The organism is Halomonas sp. A020, assembly GCF_027943625.1.
Classification (GTDB): Bacteria; Pseudomonadota; Gammaproteobacteria; order Pseudomonadales; family Halomonadaceae; genus Vreelandella; species Vreelandella piezotolerans.
Map to the genome: position 1 here is coordinate 3,324,736 of NZ_AP022850.1, position 17,748 is coordinate 3,342,483.

Sequence of the window (17,748 nt, forward strand, 5' to 3'; positions counted from 1 at the left end):
GCAGAGAAAGCTTCTCTTTATGAAATCGACAAACGACCGGAGGCTAGGAAAAGGCGCTCCACAAGTGAGGTTTTAGTACCAATGAAGAAACTTGTTTCCGATAAGAAACACGGTACCATAGAGAGACTCATAAGCTCCATCGAGCTGGCTACAGTCGCCAAGGCGAACGACAAGCGCTAGTATGCCGTTGTTCCGTCCACTGAATGCAAAGGGAAACATCATGAGCAATCTTCCTGCCAATCTTCGTTACGCTGCCAGCCACGAATGGGTGCTGGACAACCAAGACGGCACCGTGACCGTTGGGATCACTGACCACGCACAAGAAGCATTAGGCGATGTGGTGTTTGTCGAGCTACCCGAGGTCGGTCAAGCCCTGAATAAAGGCAAGGAGTTTGGTGTCATCGAGTCCGTCAAAGCGGCTTCCGACCTTTACTCCCCCGTCGATGGCGAAGTGGTGGAAGTCAACGAAGCCCTCGAAGACGCCCCTGAAACGGTCAATGATGCCCCTTACGAAGGTGGCTGGATCATGAAAGTTCGTGTCACCGACCAAGCCCTTGAAGGCTTATTAGACGCCGATGCGTATCAAGCGACGCTAAGCAACGACGACTGATCAACGTCGCCTCAGCGCCTGCCCATCTGACAGGCGCTGATCGATCGCCTCTGCACGGTTTTCTCATCACGTCCGGAATCTCCCCATGCCTTTCGAATCACGCCGTTTGGCCGAATTGGCCGACCACGATGCTTTTATCAAACGCCATAACGGGCCAAGCCCCGACGATGTCGCCACCATGTTAAAAGCGCTCAACATGCAGCGCATGGAAGACCTGATCGAGCAAACCGTGCCAAGCGATATTCGTCTTGGTCGTGAACTTGCCCTTGACGACCCTCGCAGTGAAGCGGAAGCGTTGGAGTACTTGAGCCAGCTTGCCCGTCAAAACCGCGTCACCAAGAGCTATATTGGCCAGGGTTACTACAACACCCATATGCCAGCAGTGATTCAGCGAAACGTGCTGGAAAACCCAGGCTGGTATACCGCCTACACGCCTTACCAGCCGGAAATTTCTCAGGGCCGCCTGGAAGGTCTGCTCAATTTCCAGCAGGTCATCATGGACCTAACCGGCATGGAACTGGCCAATGCCTCCTTGCTGGATGAAGCCACGGCCGCCGCAGAGGCCATGGCGCTTTGCAAGCGTGGCAACAAAAAGAGCAAGTCGAACGCCTTTTTCGTCGCCGACGACCTCTTTCCGCAAACGCTAGACGTCGTGAAGACCCGCGCAGAGTTCTTCGGCTTCGAACTGATCATCGCTCCTGCCGAGCGCCTTGCCGAGCACGATGTATTTGGAGCACTGGTGCAGTACCCCTCTGCTAGCGGCCGCGTTATCGATCTCGCCCCAATGCTCGAGGCGGCGCAAGCGCGCGGTATCATGACATGTGTAGCGACCGATTTGCTCAGCCTGGTACTCCTCAAAGAGCCGGGCGCAATGGGCGCAGACATCGTCGTCGGTAACTCGCAGCGATTTGGTGTGCCTATGGGCTTTGGTGGGCCACATGCCGCTTTCTTCGCAACCTCCGACAAACTCAAGCGGTCGATTCCAGGGCGAATCATCGGCGTCTCCAAAGACAGCCGAGGCAAAACGGCGCTACGTATGGCCATGCAGACCCGCGAGCAGCACATTCGTCGTGAGAAAGCGACCTCGAACATTTGCACCGCGCAAGCGCTACTGGCCAATATCGCTGGTTTCTACGCTACCTATCATGGGGCTGAAGGTCTGCGAAAAATTGCTGGCCGCGTGCACCGCCTCACCACGGTGCTGGCAACCGGCTTGAAGCGCGCAGGCGTTCAGCTAGCCAACGACACGTGGTTCGATACGCTGCGCCTCACGCAGGTGGACGCGGGTAAACTTCATGGCCGCGCCATGACCCACGACATCAACTTGCACTATTTCGCCAATGGTGACGTAGGCATCAGCCTGGACGAAACGACCACTGCTCACGATGTCGCCGCCCTTTTCGACGTTCTGCTGGGCGATGAGCATGGTTTGGCGGTTTCCGCACTAGATGAGCAGGTCGTTGCCGAGCAGCTAAGTGGGATTCCAACGGCGTACCAGCGAAACAGCGATTTCCTGACGCACCCAACGTTCAAGCGCTATCGCAGCGAAACCGAAATGCTGCGTTACCTAAAGCGTCTCGAAAACAAAGATTTGTCGCTAGCCCACGCCATGATTCCGCTGGGGTCGTGCACCATGAAGCTCAATGCGACGAGCGAGATGATTCCTGTCTCTTGGCCTGCGTTTGCCAACCTGCACCCGTTTGCGCCCCGCGACCAAGTGGCGGGGTATCATCAAATGATCGATGAATTGGCGGCGTTTCTGGTCGAAGTCACCGGCTATGACCACATCTCGATGCAGCCCAACTCGGGTGCCCAGGGGGAGTACGCGGGCCTGCTGGCAATTCGCCGTTACCAAGCAGCACAAGGTGAAGCGCACCGTGACGTCTGCTTGATTCCTAGCTCGGCACACGGCACGAACCCTGCCTCTGCCGCCATGCTCAGCATGGAAGTGGTCGTCGTCGAATGTGATGCAAACGGCAACATCGACTTAGACGATTTGACCCGCAAAGCCGAACAGCACAGCGAGCGTCTTTCAGCGGTCATGATTACCTATCCATCGACGCACGGCGTATTCGAATCTCACGTTCGCAAGGTATGTGACGTGGTACACCGGAATGGCGGACAAGTGTATGTCGATGGAGCAAACATGAATGCCCAAGTGGGCCTAACCCGCCCTGGTGACTTCGGTGGTGACGTTTCTCACCTCAACCTGCACAAAACGTTTTGCATCCCCCACGGCGGCGGTGGCCCCGGCATGGGCCCCATCGGTGTGAAAGCGCACCTTGCTCCGTTCGTCTCCAACCATGTGGTGACGCCCATTAACGGTGTCAATCCAGACAGCGGCGCGGTCTCGGCGGCGGCTTTCGGCAGTGCGTCCATTCTCCCGATTTCATGGGCGTACATTAAGATGATGGGAGCCCGTGGTCTGCGCGAGGCTACCGAGTTGGCCATTCTCAACGCTAATTACATTGCCAAGCGTTTAGAAGCCTCCTACCCGATTCTCTATCGCGGTCAGAACGGCACGGTCGCTCACGAATGCATCATCGATATCCGTCCGCTAAAGAGCGCCTCTGGCATTAGTGAAGAGGATATCGCCAAGCGCTTGATGGATTATGGCTTCCACGCGCCGACCATGTCGTTCCCGGTGCCGGGCACGCTGATGATCGAGCCGACGGAGTCAGAGTCGCTTTATGAAATTGACCGCTTCTGCGATGCCATGATTGCGATTCGTGAAGAGATTGCCCGGGTTGAAAGCGGTGAGTGGCCGCTGGATAACAACCCGCTGGTGAATGCGCCACATACGCAAGCCGACCTGATGGATAGCAGCTGGCAACGGCCCTACGACCGTCAGCTTGGCGCCTTCCCTACCGAAGCGGTGATGGCGTCTAAATATTGGCCTTCGGTGAACCGGGTCGACAACGTCTTTGGCGATCGCCAATTGATCTGCTCGTGCCCTAGTATCGACGAATATCGCCAATAACGCTTGAGCGTTTAGCAGCCAATAGCGTCCCTGGCCCGTTATTCGGGTACCAGGGGCGTCGTTTCTTGAAGACGCTGGTCGTGAAAACCGTTCAGCAGTTTTTCATAGCGCTTAGGCAGCACGGAGTCTTGGCGGCGCAATAGATAGAGAACTTCATTAATCGCTTGCGGCAGCGCTAACGCCTTGACCTGCCGCTGCCAAGGCGATGTTTCGAGCACTAGGCGCGACACCACCGTAAAGCCCAAGCCACGTGCTACGGCGTCCAACACCATGCTGACCTCATTAGTGAAGCCCTGATGGCGAAAGTGTGTCATGGAGCGAAAATCATCGGGGTAATTCGCGCGCAACAGCGCGTTGGCGTGATTGATACCGTCGTAGTAATTGATGAAGCCAATGCCCATTAGCTCCGATAGCGTACTGCCTGCAAAGTCAGCGGGCACCACCAAGCAAAGCGGCTCTTTATGCCATACCGTACAGGTAAGCTCTGGATGATTGACCTGCTCGGTCACGATACCGATGTCGTACCGCCCTTCTAACAGGTCGTTGACGATCTCATGGTTGAACGCAAAGCTGTAATTGACCGTTAGATTGGGATGCATCTGTTGCTGCCCTAGAATATAGGGGTAGAACATCAGTCCCACACTGCCGGGCGAGGCGATGCGGCACTCGCCGCTATCCAGCGAATCATCATCGAGACCATGGCGAAATTGCTCATGCTCGGCAAACAGCTTTAACGCATAGTCGTAGGCACGACGTCCCGATTCGGTCAGTGTGAAGCTCCTACCACGACGCTCGAGCAGCGTTTTGCCCAGATAGCTTTCCAACTTGCGAATATGCTGGCTAACCCCTGGCTGCGTCATTTCTAGGCGACGCGCCGTTCGTGTGAAACTGCCAGTTTCCACCAACGTTATAAACGTCCGAAAATATTGGGCATTAAACATAGGGTTCGAACAACATCCTCATTATCCATCATCGTTAGCCGCTCTTTGGCGTACTAACGTCACCGTCGCGGTTCGGCCTACCGTGCGCGCCGCTGGCCTAGAGTAGCATAAACCCCGCGGGGTCGGTCGCAGGACCCACTGCTGAACCGTACCAAGCAGCGTGCTAGTATGCAGGCTCGTTATGAACACACTTAGGGATAGTTCAACTAATGACGCAGACCCCAGCGCCTCGTGCCACGATTTCCAGCATTATTTCTCCCGAAGGCAGCCTTGAAGTCCTCTCTCAGCATGAGGTCAACCGGCTGAAGAGCACGTCCAAAAGTGGTTTGCACGATTTATTGCGCCGATGTGCGCTGGCTGTTCTCAATTGCGGCAGCCCCACCGATGACAGCTTGGCGATCCTCGAAGCCTACAAAGACTTCGATATCGAGGTCCTACAGCAAGACCGGGGCATTCGGCTGAAGCTGACCAATGCCCCCGCTGAGGCCTTCGTGGATGGGCGCATGATTCGCGGTATTCGTGAACATCTCTCGTCGATCATTCGCGACATCGTCTACGTCTATAACGAGATTCAGCACCATAACCGTTTTGACCTAACCACCGGCGAAGGCACGACCAACGCGGTGTTCCACATCCTGCGCAAGGCGGGCACGCTTAAACCGGGCCGCGACCCGAGTCTAGTCGTGTGCTGGGGTGGCCATTCGATTTCTCGCGAAGAGTATGAGTACACCAAGGATGTGGGTTACCACCTTGGGTTGCGCGATTTGGACATTTGCACCGGCTGTGGCCCTGGCGCAATGAAAGGCCCTATGAAAGGTGCCAACGTGGCGCATGCCAAACAGCGCCGTAAAGATGGCCGCTACCTGGGTATTTCGGAGCCGGGTATCATCGCCGCCGAAGCCCCCAACCCCATCGTCAACGAACTGGTGGTCATGCCCGACATCGAGAAGCGCCTTGAGGCGTTCGTTCGGCTAGGCCATGGCATCATCGTCTTTCCCGGCGGCGTGGGCACCGCCGAAGAGATCCTTTACCTGCTGGGCATTTTGCTGCACCCCAGCAACAAAGAGATTCCTTTTCCGCTCGTCTTCACCGGCCCAGCCAGCTCGGCGGCTTATTTCCAAAAAATCGACGAGTTCTTGGTCTACACGCTGGGAGAGGAGATCCGCCGCTATTACACCATCATTACCGGCGACCCGGTGGCGGTCGCGCGTAAAATGCGTGAGGGCATCGATCAAATTGCCGATTTCCGCCGCCAACACCAGGATGCGTTCTATTACAACTGGCGCTTGACCATCGCGCGTGAGTTTCAAGCCCCCTTCGAGCCCACTCACGACGCCATGCGTGCGCTAGCACTCCACCGCCAGCAGCCCACGCATGAGCTAGCCGCCAACCTCCGCCGTGCTTTCTCTGGCATCGTGGCAGGTAATGTCAAAGAACCTGGCATCCGAGCCATCGAAGCCCATGGTCCGTTCGTGCTGACCGCCGAACCGGCGCTCATGGAGCGACTGGACGCCCTGCTCAGCTCGTTTGTTGCTCAAGGCCGCATGAAACTGGATGGGCAGCCCTACACGCCCTGCTACGTGCTGAAATAGCACTATCGCCCAGGCAGGCACATCGGTGCCTGCCGACAGGTTCTGACCGTGATCATAGCCCTGCTTACTCTTGTCATTGCTGGCATCATCAAAGGTGCGATCGGCTCTGGCGTACCCGTTGTCGTCGTCCCAGTGCTGACCATGCTCTACGATGTCAAATTGGCCATTGCGGTGTTGGTTGCGCCTAATTTATTTAGCAATGCCCTTCAGGTATGGCAATACCGCCACTCCCTTTTGCCCTGGCGCTTTTTGTTGACGTTCGCCATCGCTGGCGGCGTAGGCATCGTCCTCGGCACCTGGGGGCTCGTCGTCATCTCGCCAGACTATCTCTCGCTGGGAGTCGCGGGCGCCATTGCCATGTATCTTGCCATCAAACTTTCCAAACGTTCGGCCACGCTACCTTTATCCGTGGCCGAACGCATCGCTCTTCCCGTTGGCCTGTTGGCGGGATTGCTTCAAGGCGCCGCAGGAATGTCCGCACCGGCATCGGTCACTTTCCTAAACGCCATGCGACTGGAGCGACGCGTCTTCATCGGGTCCATTTCGGTATTCTTCGTCGCCATCACTCTGGTGCAAATTCCTGCCCTTCTAAGCGCAGGCATTCTGACGGCTGAACGCACTCTCTACAGCCTGGGTGCGCTGATAGTGATTCTCACTGGCATGCCTTTGGGTGCTCGGTTAGGTAAGCGCTTGCCACATCGCTGGTTCGATAACCTGATCATGTGCCTGCTGGCCAGTATTGCATTGAAAATCATCATCGATACGTATTGGGCATGATCGACAGCCTCCTTCTCTCTGCAGAGTAGCCCAATTGCCGCTACACTAAGCCTGAGTTCGACGACCACACATCGCCGTCGGCCATGGAGTCATATCACCGCGTCTCAAGGAGAGAAATTCGATATGGAAATGATCGACCAACTGCAAGACGGTAAAACTAAAGCCTTCGCCAAGCACTGTTTCGAGCGTAACTCCCCCGAGGAGCTCAACAGCGCCGCAGAAGGCGCTCCCGATCAAGCAGAAATGGAGCACTGGGGTATTACCGCCGGTCAATGGGAAGAGGCCGTGGCGGCAGCGCTCGCCGATCACAAAGCGCAGGGATAATCATCTCGCTGCTGATGACGTTTCACACATACACAATTGTGACGCAGAGATGAGAACCGGAGACCGATAATTGGCGCACAGGAAACCCGGAGGTTTCTATGAGGAAATGGATAGTGATGGCCCTCGTCAACTGGCTTCGCAAGCCAGCCAATCGCCAGAAAGCCAAAGCAGCCTGGAATGACTTACGCGGGCAGCGGAAGCGTCCATCGGGCGCTTCCACACCGATGTCAGGAAGAAGCACGCCTCGGCAGCCCAACTCCCCTAGCGACAGTCACCGCTAATCCTTTTATTACCCGGCGGGCCCTGAAACGGGGCCCGTTTTTATGTTGAGTGAAACACAAAAAAGCCGCTTCGATAAACGAAGCGGCTTTTCAGTATTGGTCGGAGTGACAGGATTCGAACCTGCGACCTTTGCAACCCCATTGCAACGCGCTACCAAGCTGCGCCACACTCCGATGTCTGTTTGGCATTTGCCTCAAGACGGTGCGTATACTAGCGCTTTATTAGCCAAATGAAAAGCCCTTTTTGCGCTTTCTTTTCAAATGGTTGCCGATGCGTCCAAGAGGCCACTAACGATCCGACTCTTTTAACAGCTTGGCCATTGCATCATACACCTTCGGCGTGGTGATCAAGAGCTGTTCAGGGTAAAGGTCGGCCGGCACCTCCTTGGGTACGTTTACCAGATGCCCCACGCGTGCGCCTGCCTCACGGGCAATGACCCAGCCAGCGACAAAATCCCAGGGGGAGACGGTTTCGTAGTAGGCGTCTAAACGTCCGCAGGCCACGTCACAAATATCCAGCGCCGCAGAGCCATTACGTCGTACGTCTTGGCAATGGGTCAGCGCCGCCTCCAAACGAGGCAACAGGGCCTTACGGGCAGCTTTATCGTAGGGGAAACCAGTGGCTACCAACGTATTGTCGAGGGACACTGCATGACTTGGTGCTATAGGCCGCTGATTGCAAAATGCCCCCAGCCCCTGAGCGGCACTGAACGTCTCGTTCAAAAACGGCGCGTGTACCACCCCCACTTTGCCGACACCCTGCTCGATCCATCCAATCGAGACGGCAACGTGACGAAGCCCTTGGGCAAAATTCACCGTACCATCGATGGGGTCCACTACCCATAACTGCTCGGCGGGGTTGTGTAAGGCCTCCTCAGGACGCAACTCTTCGCTAAGGCGTGCTTCCCCGGGAAAGTGCGCGTCTAATCGCTCACTGATGAGCTTATCGACGGCAACGTCGACATCGGTCACGAGCTCTATCCCCGCTTTTAACCGCTGGCTAAATGATTGCTGGTCACGAGCATGACGAATCATCTGCCCTGCTTCTTCCGCAATCGATATGGCCAGCGCCAAGCGCTCTTCCAAGGAAACGTTCGCCATAAGTGCTCCTGCTGTTTATGAGGTACATCACACATAAACTAGCATAAACGCTGCTCTTTTCGGCGGCTAGCGCAGTGCGTCGACCAGCACGTCGACCACGACACGCGTGGCTGCTTCGATCAACACCACATCCGCGCCAACACGCTCCCACTCATAGCCAGGGTATCGAGGTAACTGGTTGGCAAGCGGGCCATCAAAGCGCTTGGCGATACCAGGCGGCAGCGGCTTACCGCGCTCTAATTGGCGCTGAATGCCCGGCGGCAACGGCTCGGCACGGGGCGCATCGTACTGACTCAATAAGCGAAGCAGCTCACGCTCGTTGATACGTGGCAAATCGACCGAGCGATAATCCCGCTGATGATGTCGGCGAGACTCTTCGTGGCGCGACGAGTGCTCATGGGATCGCTGATCGTGGTGTTGGCGCGCACCGTGGGCTGGCGCATGGGCAGGCTGAGCCATCGCAGAGGTTTGCCAAAGTAGCGCGGTGATCACAATGCCTAAAGTGATGGGTTTCATCGCAAGCTCCTGAAGACAGTAATTCTAGCTAGGAGCTTTGAGTGTAAAAGGCAATTGCGCAGAGAGTGTGGAAAGATTAAAGCCGCTTGAGGTAAGCGGCTTATAGAATGACTTAGCGGCAGGCCTGCGGTAGCTGCGATGGGTTTGAAGTAGCCAACCCTGCGGCCGTTGAACCCGCTACTGGATCACAATTCCATGCGTTATCCGACAGTGTGTAAGTAAAGTTTTCCGAACTTAATACTGCTTGGCTGTCCTCTCCACCAAAGGAGGTTAAAGCTACATTTTCGCTGCCGTCTTCAGGTAAAGCAGTTGGGATTCCAAGGGCGCTTGCTACATCATCTTGAGAAGTATTATTGGACACTGCTTCAGCCTCTACTAAAGCCCTATACGAGTTCAATTCCCCATACTCAGCTGTGAGCTCAGCACGCTCAACATAATTCTGATACTGAGGCACCCCTACAGCAGCAAGCACACCAATAATCGCCACAACGATCAGCAGCTCGATGAGGGTGAAGCCCTGCTGCTTGAAGCGACGGGGCTGGTTGGATTGGATTGTTTGCATTGCGGGGTTCCCTTGCAGTGGTAGAGTCATCAGCAGACCAAAGGTAAGTGAACCTAGGCCTAACATACGGCTTACACTAGCCTACCGCCTTAGGGTTGGCAACCAGGTTTCTCAACCGCTCATCGACGTTTTTTCAGCCTATTTGGGTACGTTGCAAGCACCTCGTCAGTACCTCACGTCAGGCAAATATGGTACAACTCTCAGCACGATTCTTTAGCTTCCGAGTACGCCATGAGCCAAACCGTCCCAGAGTCGACGCTTAGCCATGCGGCCCTCAATGGAGGGTTGCGAGGCATTGCTAAGCGCCTGGTCAAGCATGGTCTTTTAACGGATGCGCAAGCGACCGTTGCAGAGACCACGGCGGCTGAACTCGAGATATCGCTACTGCAACATGTCATCGATAGTGGCCTGGTCGATGCGGATGCCGCAGCGGTGGCGGCTGCGTGGGAATATGGCTTGCCGGTGGTGGATCTCGAAGCCATACGTGTCAGCGCACTACCACCTGCCAGCGACTACCCCGTCAAAATACTCGAGCGGCTGGATATTTTGCCTCTGGCTCGCCATGGTCACCGTCTGACCGTCGCCGTGCCCTACCCGGCCACATTGACACAGCTCGATGAACTGCAGTTCGCCACAGGGCTGAGTGTGGATGGCGTTCTGGCGCCTGCCGATCAACTGCGCAACACGCTAGTGCAGTACCTAGCGCAGAACGAGCGCAGCATGCTCGATGAGCTCGAAAATATCGATGATGCCGTCAGCGCGCTCAATATCGTTCAGCACGCTGATGGAGACGAGGTCGAACTCGACAAAGCCGCTCAAAATAGCGATGACGCGCCGGTCGTTAAATTCGTCAATAAAATCCTGCTCGATGCGATCAGCCGAGGCGCGTCGGACATTCATTTTGAGCCCTACGAAACGCAGTACCGGGTGCGTTTCCGTATCGATGGCATGTTGGTCGAAATCGCACGACCACCTTTTGCGCTGCGCCACCGCATTGCGGCCCGCTTGAAGATCATGTCTCGACTGGATATTTCAGAGCGCCGCTTGCCACAAGATGGCGCCTTGAAGCTGCAACTGTCGCGGACCCGCTCTATCGACTTTCGGGTGAACTCGCTACCCACGGTATGGGGAGAAAAAGTCGTACTGCGGATTTTGGATCCTACGTCCGCTCAACTCGGGATCGACCAGCTCGGCTTTAGTCCTGAACAGCAGGCCGCCTATGAGTATGCGTTGAAAAAGCCCCAAGGAATGATTTTGGTGACGGGACCCACGGGTAGCGGTAAAACGGTGACGCTCTACACCGGCATCAATATCTTGAACCAAGTTCAACGCAATATCTGCACCGCTGAAGATCCGGTCGAAATCAAAGTATCGGGCATCAACCAGGTCAACGTGCTGCCTAAAATAGGGCTCAATTTTGCCAGTGCGCTGCGCGCATTTCTGCGCCAAGACCCAGATGTGGTCATGGTGGGGGAAATTCGCGATTTGGAAACCGCAGAAATTGCGGTCAAAGCGGCCCAAACCGGCCACTTGGTGCTCTCTACCGTGCATACCAACTCGGCGGCGGAAACGCTGACCCGTCTCGCGAACATGGGGGTGGCAACCTATAACATCGCCAGCTCGGTCAGCCTGATCATTGCACAGCGACTAGCACGCAAACTGTGTAATCAGTGTAAAACACCAGCCGACATTCCGGCGGAGGCGCTTCGTAAAGCAGGCTTCACTCAGCAAGATATCCGCAACGCGACGATCTATAAAGCGGTGGGCTGCAAGCAGTGCACCCAGGGGTACAAAGGGCGTTTAGGCGTTTACGAGGTGGTGCCGATTACCGATGACATGCGCCAACTGATCATGCGCGATGGCAACGCCATCGAGATCGACCAGCAGGCACGCCGCGAAGGCTACCCTAGCCTGTATCAGAGCTGCTTGAGCCGAGTTCTGGATGGCAGCACCAGCCTGGAAGAAGTCAATCGTATCAGCAAGGAGTAACGCCGCCCATGGCTAAAGCCAAGGCACGCCGCGCCAATAAACCCGCGCCGCTTCATCGCTGGAAGTGGGCGGGCAAAGGTCCGCAGGATCGCCCCATGCGAGGCGAGCTGATTGGTCGCACCAAAGCCGAGATCGTCGAGCAGCTGGCGAAACAGCGCATCGTGGCCAGCAAAATTCAAAAACGCAGCAGCTTCAGTGGACGAGGCAAAGTCACCAATGTCGATATCATGGTCTTCGCTCGCCAAATGGCGACCATGGTGCGGGCTGGTATTCCTATCTTGCAGGCACTTCAGGCCGTGTCGGAAAGCTTGAAGAAGCCTGCAATGGTCGCGTTGACACAACACATCATGGAAGACGTTTCCTCGGGGGACAGTCTCTCCAGCGCCATGGCCAAACACCCCAAGCAGTTCGACCGTCTGTTCGTCAATTTGGTGGATGCTGGTGAACAGGCTGGCGCGCTCGATCAGATGCTCGAACGCATCGCCAGCTACAAAGAGAAAGTCGAGTCGCTCAAAAACCGGGTTAAAAAAGCCCTTTGGTATCCCACATCGGTCATGGCCATCGGCGTGGGGGTAACCATGCTGCTGCTGATCAAAGTGGTACCTGAGTTCGAAAGCATGTTTCAAGGTTTTGGCGCCGAGCTACCCGCATTGACACAATTCACCGTCAATCTCTCTGATCTGGCCCAGCAGTACTGGCTGCACGCTTTGGGTTTCCTCGTCGGCAGCGTCATGCTGTTGAAAACGGCCTCTCGCCGCTCTCCCAAGGTGGCGTATCGGCTCGATGCCCTGCTACTGAAGCTCCCGGTGATTGGCGATATCATGCATAAATCTGCAGTGTCGCGGTTCACGCGCACGCTTGCCACGACCTTTGCTTCTGGGGTACCGCTGATCGAGGGGCTAGAAACCGCCGCCGGAGCGGCCGATAATCGTGTTTATATCAAAGCCATCAATGAAGTGCGCCAGGATGTGACGACGGGCCAGCAGCTACATTTTGCCATGCGGATGACGAACCGTTTCCCCGCCCTCGCCGTTCAAATGGTGAGCATCGGTGAAGAGGCCGGTTCGCTCGATGCAATGCTCAACCGCGTAGCAGATTATTACGAAGAGGAAGTCGATAATAAAGTCGACGCGCTGACGTCACTCATGGAGCCCATCATCATTGTCGTGCTTGGCGCCCTGGTTGGCGGTGTCGTAGTGTCGATGTATCTGCCCATTTTCGAAATCGGCACGGCGCTATAAAGCGCGCCACTCAATCTGTTAGGAGCACCATGGGTTTACCGCCACTACTATTGACGTTTTTTGCAGGAATGATGGGCCTATGTTTGGGTAGCTTTCTGAATGTGGTGATCACCCGACTGCCGGTCATGCTGATGCGACAGTGGCGAAACGAGGCGCTCGCTTCGCTAGAACAACCAACAGAGTCTACCCCGCGTTTCAATCTCGCTTACCCACCCTCGATGTGTCCTCGTTGCGAGCACGCGATTGCATGGCACGACAATCTGCCACTGATCGGTTGGCTAAAACGCCGCGGGCGCTGTGCGCACTGTCAAACGCGTATTAGCCCTCAGTACCCCATCGTTGAACTCATCGGAAGCGTGCTGGCAGTTACCGTTCTGGCACTGCATGGCTGGCAACTATCGAGCCTGTGGATCTACGCTGCTTGCATGACACTGCTGGCATTGGCAGTCATCGATTTGCGTACTTATCTGCTGCCAGACATGTTGACACTGCCGCTACTGTGGGCAGGATTGGCCTACCAACTTCTGTACCAGCCCGTCATGCTATCGAATGCTGTACTGGGAGCGATGGCTGGCTATCTCGTGTTGTGGAGCTTTTATTGGCTCTTCAAGCTCGTGACGGGCAAAGAGGGCATGGGTTACGGGGACTTCAAACTCCTAGCCGCATTGGGCGCGTGGTTAGGGTGGAGTATGCTTCCCCTATTGCTTATCGTATCGGCAGGACTCGGGGCGCTCATTGGCCTAGTGGTCCAAATGCTGATGCCTAGGCTACGTGGCCAAGCCATGCCTTTTGGGCCTTTTTTGGCATTGGCGGGTTGGGTGGGCTTGCTCGTGGGGGATGATCTCATGGCGCTCTATTTGGCTTTGCTCTACTGACCGACATAGTCACTTTTCACTCAAGGGATGACATGATTATTGGCGTTACTGGCGGTATTGGCTCAGGCAAATCGACCGTTGCCCGCCTGTTCGGAGAGTTAGGGATAGGCTGGGTGGATGCCGATGACGTAGCGCGTGACATCGTGGCGCCTGGCGAGCCAGCGCTCGATGCCATCATCGAACGCTTTGGCCCCGAGGTAATGCACGAAGACGGCACCCTGCACCGAGCCGCACTGCGCGACATCGTTTTTGAAGACGCCAACCAGCGTGTTTGGTTGGAATCCATCACCCATCCACGCATCCGTGAACGGTTGGTTGAGCACCTAACGCGGCTAGGGGCTCATTCGCCTTATGTGTTGCTTGTCTCTCCACTGCTCTTCGAATCCGGGCAGGACGCGCTAGTAGATCGCACGCTCGTCGTAGATGTCTCCGAAGCCGAGCAGATTGCGCGCACGTTGGCCCGGGATCATGTGAGCGAACAGCAGGTGCGTGCTATTCTCGCCGCCCAACTACCCCGCGACGAGCGATGCGCTCGTGCCGACGATATTATCGATAATAGCCGGGGGCGTGACGACACCCGCCGCCAAGTGCTCGCACTGGACCGGCAGTATCGAGACCCTATAACTTAAAGGAGATTTACCCTGTGACGATTCCCGCCAATGACGCCCCTCTAGAGGTCGATTGCCCGCAGTGCAGCAAACGGGTAGTTTGGGAACCCAATAGTCTTTATCGTCCTTTTTGCAGTAAACGGTGCCAACTTCTCGATCTTGGGGCTTGGGCTGAAGAGTCGCACCGTATATCTGGAGAGTCCGCCATGGATGAGGCCGATATCGAAACGCTTTTGGCGCAAGCCGATAAAGACGCACCACTCACTTGAGTCGCCCCCTTGCCCATGCCTAACGCCACGCCTGCGCACTACCGGTTGCTGCATGAACTGGATGCTCACTTCGACCAGCTAACGGCGGCCATTCATCGTGCTGCAACGCTCTATGAAACCCGCACATCTCCGACATGGCATTTGGAAGGCACCAGTGATCCCCATTGGTTGAGGAACGCACTGCTCGACATGTGGCATCAGCAAGATCAAGACGGGCGAGAAACACGTAATTACATTGCCCTCATTGCCGCAGATGAGCCACTGATGGACGCCTTCAACGCGGTTAATACGGTCAAGAGCACCATTAGGGCCCTACTGCAACGGATCAAGCAAAGTCAGCCAAGTGGGCTCAGTGAAGTAAAACGACGCCTTCCTCAACGTCACCCAGGGGTCGATAGTGTGCTACGCCAAGGGGGGATGGCGCGCTTACATTTAAAACAGTGCTGGCGTCAACTTCCCATTGCCGATGCGCCTGTCGCGCGAGTTCGGTTAGCGTGGTACAGCAGCGGACGCTCCATCAAACGCATTACTGTCCAGCAAGCAGAGCAGAAGCTATTGCAGCTCGATAGCGATGCCCCGCACGTTCGCATACAGCTACGTAAGCTCGCTGGCATTCCCAGTAGTGAGCCATTGGCTCAGGTACAGAATCAGGCGCCTTTGATGCGGGCTAACCTCTTTTATACAGAGCCTCTCGAAGACGGACACACGCGGCGGGCGCTAAATATTGCCATGCCGCTGATCGTGCCTGCCCACGAAGGACGCCTGCCACACATAAAGGCGCCTCCTTCAGAACCACCTGCACACCGAACACGAGCCAAACGGCGGGATGAAAAGTTAGAAAGTGATGTGTTTTTGCCTAGCTTACGCGTTTACCGCTACCGCTAGTGGATCACTTTTTACCACCGGTAACTGATCTATTTCCCATAAACCGTAAGCAAGTAGCGTCTCGATGAGCTCTTTCACTTCACGGTCTGACTGACCGTATTCGATCATGAGCGCTGTCAGGCGCTCTGCAAAGCGCGCTTGCTGCGTTCTTTCGTGCGCTGCCTGATCATCCGCTTCAAGTGCCTCTAACGAGCGCACAGGCGGCCCAGTGGGGATATCAACATCACTATCAGGATCGTCCAACTGACGCAGTGCTTGCGCAAAGGCGTCATCCAGCTCACGAAATTTACGTAGCTTTTCACGCTCATCCAGTTGCTTTTGAACCTTTTGATATTTCATTGATGTTTCATTTACACCTTACAGAAATGGTCGATACGTCTGCCTAATAGGTCAATCTCACGAAAAACTGTGCACAAACGCGTAAACATGCAGAGCAAACTTGCCTTTGCTTGAGCTTAGCAGCATAAAGACAATACCGTTCTAGCAACACTAATCGGTAACAGTGGTTTACCGATAGCGTATCAATGGTGACATTTTGCGCTATCGACGCCATGAATATTAGCTCTCTCCTCAACATTCTGCACAGAGAATTGGGCTGAAGAGCTACCAGCACTTGCACCATACGCACCGGGACGGTGCTCTACAGGCAAATACTGACCTGTATGACTGACGCATAGGAGGCCAGATAATGTTCATTGCCATGTCACGAGCTGAAATCTGGCTACAGGACACGCTCGATCAATCATTGAGTATCGAAGACTTAGCCAATCACCTGGGCTATTCCGCATCGCAGGTACGCCGACAATTTCGACAATGCTTTCATCTATCCCCAAGTGCTTACCGAGAGCAACGTCGTTTGGAGCGCGCCGCCGTTTTATTATCGCTGACGTCGCATCATATAGCTCGCATCGCCTTACGTTGCGGGTACGTCAATCACTCTTCTTTTTCGAGAGCCTTTCAAAGACGCTACCAGCTAACGCCACGGCATTATCGCCAGGCACTCAGCGGTATGCGACATTTGACTGCCCATCGACATCAGTTTATCACTTCTATAGAGAAGAGCCGCCCGCGCCAGGCCGTTTTTATGCGTGTCTATGAAGCGCCCGACACCATCTTAGGGCTGGGAAACAAAAAACACCACGCTAGTCACCTAAGCTGCTTTGAGGCACAGCTGGGACGTGCCACGCCGACCGTTGCTTTGCCAGACCTACTGGCCGACACCGTGTCTGCATTAGATACGTCACAGCACCATAGCAAAGCAAGAACCGATGTTGGCCTCTATTTAGAACCCACAGCAACCATGGAAAATTTGGCACTTCCATTGGCTTATCGAAGGGTAGACTCGCCTGCTCAACACTATGCCAGCAGTCGCTTTGAGCAATTCGAACAGCTTTCTGATGTATTGGCTTCCACCCTCTGTCGCGTCACTCAACAAGAAGAGGCGTTTCAAATCAGCGGCGAGCCACCAAGAGTGCTATGGCACCCAAGTCATTTAGAGCTACGCGTTCCCTTAGAGTACTGCCAGGGCTTATAGCGTTTTGGCACGTCGTTCTTTCATTACCCTTTAAGCAAATCCGGCACTTCTTTGCAGAAGTGCCGGTACGGCGACCTTAATCTTCCATACGAACGAGCCAAGACTCGACGGTATCGTCACCGTGTTCGTCTTTCCAGCTACGCAGGCCTTTATGGTTGCCGCCACGTGTTTCGATGACTTCGCCCGTGTGCGGGTTCTTGTAAATCTTCAAACGACGCTTGCGGCGTGAGGCAGAGGCAGGTGCTTTAGCATTGACACGCTGGTCCGCTGAAGGGTCGAGCAGCGCAATGACGTCGGCAGGACGTTTACCAAACTCGTTCATCAATGCTTCAAGTTTAGCTTTAAATTCTAGCTCGCTCTTAAGACGCTGATCACCTTCTAAGCGCTGCAACTCTTCTTGTAGCTGCTTGAGCTGTTGTTCTTTCTGGATGTAGTCGTTTAACAAAGACATGAGGGGTCCCTTTCTGCTTAGATTCAACGGCAATGGTATTCAGCTGGACAACTCAATACCGACGAGTTCAGGATGCGATGACATTATTGCCTTAATTATGCTAATTGACAACAGTCTAGTTGATTTTGACCTACTTACTAAACATTTTTTTAAGCGACAACTTCGACAACGAGGTAACGCTTAAAGCCACTTTTTCAAAAAAACACCGCGAT

General features: G+C 55.1%; 18 protein-coding genes and 1 tRNA gene. 12 read left to right on the forward strand and 7 right to left on the reverse strand.

The window, feature by feature from the left end; all coding sequences use genetic code 11:
- Window positions 1-220: 220 nt before the first annotated feature.
- Together gcvH and gcvP are read left to right on the forward strand one after the other, a co-directional pair.
- Window positions 221-610: a glycine cleavage system protein GcvH gene (gene gcvH / locus FRH_RS15680; protein ID WP_139527479.1), complete on the forward strand. Its 390-nt coding sequence runs from the start codon at window positions 221-223 to the stop codon at window positions 608-610.
- Between the two features lie 85 nt (window positions 611-695).
- On the forward strand, window positions 696-3,590 hold the full coding sequence (gcvP, locus tag FRH_RS15685; RefSeq protein WP_281997231.1) for an aminomethyl-transferring glycine dehydrogenase: 2,895 nt from the start codon (window positions 696-698) through the stop codon (window positions 3,588-3,590).
- A gap of 38 nt (window positions 3,591-3,628) precedes the next feature.
- Here gcvP and FRH_RS15690 read toward each other — a convergent pair whose 3' ends face one another.
- On the reverse strand, window positions 3,629-4,531 hold the full coding sequence (locus FRH_RS15690) for a LysR family transcriptional regulator (protein ID WP_219861036.1): 903 nt from the start codon (window positions 4,529-4,531) through the stop codon (window positions 3,629-3,631).
- 209 nt (window positions 4,532-4,740) lie between these two features.
- Here FRH_RS15690 and ppnN point away from each other — a divergent pair, with 209 nt between their 5' ends.
- From ppnN to FRH_RS15705, 3 genes are all read left to right on the forward strand, one after another.
- A complete protein-coding gene (gene ppnN, locus FRH_RS15695) occupies window positions 4,741-6,123 on the forward strand; it encodes a nucleotide 5'-monophosphate nucleosidase PpnN (RefSeq protein ID WP_280636895.1) in 1,383 nt (460 codons plus the stop codon).
- Window positions 6,124-6,171: 48 nt separating this feature from the next.
- Window positions 6,172-6,900, forward strand: a complete 729-nt coding sequence (locus FRH_RS15700; protein WP_281997232.1) for a sulfite exporter TauE/SafE family protein — start codon at window positions 6,172-6,174, stop codon at window positions 6,898-6,900.
- A 123-nt stretch (window positions 6,901-7,023) separates the two neighbouring features.
- The gene (locus tag FRH_RS15705) at window positions 7,024-7,224 is read left to right on the forward strand and encodes a hypothetical protein (protein ID WP_139527470.1); all 201 of its coding nucleotides are present in this window, start codon (window positions 7,024-7,026) and stop codon (window positions 7,222-7,224) included.
- A gap of 378 nt (window positions 7,225-7,602) precedes the next feature.
- On the opposite strand, the gene FRH_RS15710 is transcribed toward FRH_RS15705, so the two are convergent.
- The 4 genes from FRH_RS15710 to FRH_RS15725 all read right to left on the reverse strand — a co-directional run bounded on the left by FRH_RS15710 (window position 7,603) and on the right by FRH_RS15725 (window position 9,684).
- A tRNA-Pro gene (locus FRH_RS15710) sits at window positions 7,603-7,679 on the reverse strand.
- Window positions 7,680-7,793: 114 nt separating this feature from the next.
- Complete coding sequence (locus FRH_RS15715) at window positions 7,794-8,606, reverse strand: inositol monophosphatase family protein (RefSeq protein WP_281997233.1); 813 nt, start codon at window positions 8,604-8,606, stop codon at window positions 7,794-7,796.
- Window positions 8,607-8,672: 66 nt separating this feature from the next.
- The gene (locus FRH_RS15720; protein WP_153843349.1) at window positions 8,673-9,122 is read right to left on the reverse strand and encodes an anti-virulence regulator CigR family protein; all 450 of its coding nucleotides are present in this window, start codon (window positions 9,120-9,122) and stop codon (window positions 8,673-8,675) included.
- A gap of 112 nt (window positions 9,123-9,234) precedes the next feature.
- Window positions 9,235-9,684 (reverse strand): pilin, encoded by a 450-nt coding sequence (locus tag FRH_RS15725; protein ID WP_275443247.1) that lies wholly within the window; start codon window positions 9,682-9,684, stop codon window positions 9,235-9,237.
- Window positions 9,685-9,915: 231 nt separating this feature from the next.
- On the opposite strand from FRH_RS15725, the gene pilB reads away from it, so the two are divergent.
- Genes pilB through FRH_RS15755 form a run of 6 tightly spaced genes read left to right on the forward strand, consistent with a single transcriptional unit; the run spans window position 9,916 to window position 15,551 of the window.
- The gene (gene pilB, locus FRH_RS15730; RefSeq protein WP_139527463.1) at window positions 9,916-11,673 is read left to right on the forward strand and encodes a type IV-A pilus assembly ATPase PilB; all 1,758 of its coding nucleotides are present in this window, start codon (window positions 9,916-9,918) and stop codon (window positions 11,671-11,673) included.
- An 8-nt stretch (window positions 11,674-11,681) separates the two neighbouring features.
- Window positions 11,682-12,914 (forward strand): type II secretion system F family protein, encoded by a 1,233-nt coding sequence (locus FRH_RS15735; RefSeq protein WP_139527461.1) that lies wholly within the window; start codon window positions 11,682-11,684, stop codon window positions 12,912-12,914.
- Between the two features lie 29 nt (window positions 12,915-12,943).
- Entirely contained in the window at window positions 12,944-13,789 is an 846-nt protein-coding gene (locus tag FRH_RS15740) for an A24 family peptidase (protein ID WP_219861041.1), read from the forward strand.
- Between the two features lie 32 nt (window positions 13,790-13,821).
- Entirely contained in the window at window positions 13,822-14,418 is a 597-nt protein-coding gene (gene coaE, locus FRH_RS15745; RefSeq protein WP_219861042.1) for a dephospho-CoA kinase, read from the forward strand.
- A 14-nt stretch (window positions 14,419-14,432) separates the two neighbouring features.
- Entirely contained in the window at window positions 14,433-14,666 is a 234-nt protein-coding gene (yacG, locus tag FRH_RS15750) for a DNA gyrase inhibitor YacG (RefSeq protein WP_139527455.1), read from the forward strand.
- Between the two features lie 15 nt (window positions 14,667-14,681).
- Window positions 14,682-15,551: a DNA replication terminus site-binding protein gene (locus FRH_RS15755; RefSeq protein WP_281998170.1), complete on the forward strand. Its 870-nt coding sequence runs from the start codon at window positions 14,682-14,684 to the stop codon at window positions 15,549-15,551.
- Here the strand turns inward: FRH_RS15755 and FRH_RS15760 are convergent.
- Window positions 15,528-15,890, reverse strand: a complete 363-nt coding sequence (locus FRH_RS15760; protein ID WP_153843355.1) for a hypothetical protein — start codon at window positions 15,888-15,890, stop codon at window positions 15,528-15,530. The two genes, FRH_RS15755 and FRH_RS15760, sit on opposite strands and share 24 nt — an antisense overlap.
- Before the next feature lie 349 nt (window positions 15,891-16,239).
- Between FRH_RS15760 and FRH_RS15765 the strand changes: the two genes are divergently transcribed.
- Window positions 16,240-17,085: a helix-turn-helix transcriptional regulator gene (locus FRH_RS15765; RefSeq protein ID WP_139527451.1), complete on the forward strand. Its 846-nt coding sequence runs from the start codon at window positions 16,240-16,242 to the stop codon at window positions 17,083-17,085.
- A 76-nt stretch (window positions 17,086-17,161) separates the two neighbouring features.
- On the opposite strand, the gene FRH_RS15770 is transcribed toward FRH_RS15765, so the two are convergent.
- Window positions 17,162-17,536 carry a histone-like nucleoid-structuring protein, MvaT/MvaU family gene (locus tag FRH_RS15770; RefSeq protein ID WP_139527449.1) on the reverse strand — a complete coding sequence of 125 codons (375 nt, stop codon included), beginning with the start codon at window positions 17,534-17,536 and terminating at the stop codon, window positions 17,162-17,164.
- Window positions 17,537-17,748: the final 212 nt, after the last annotated feature.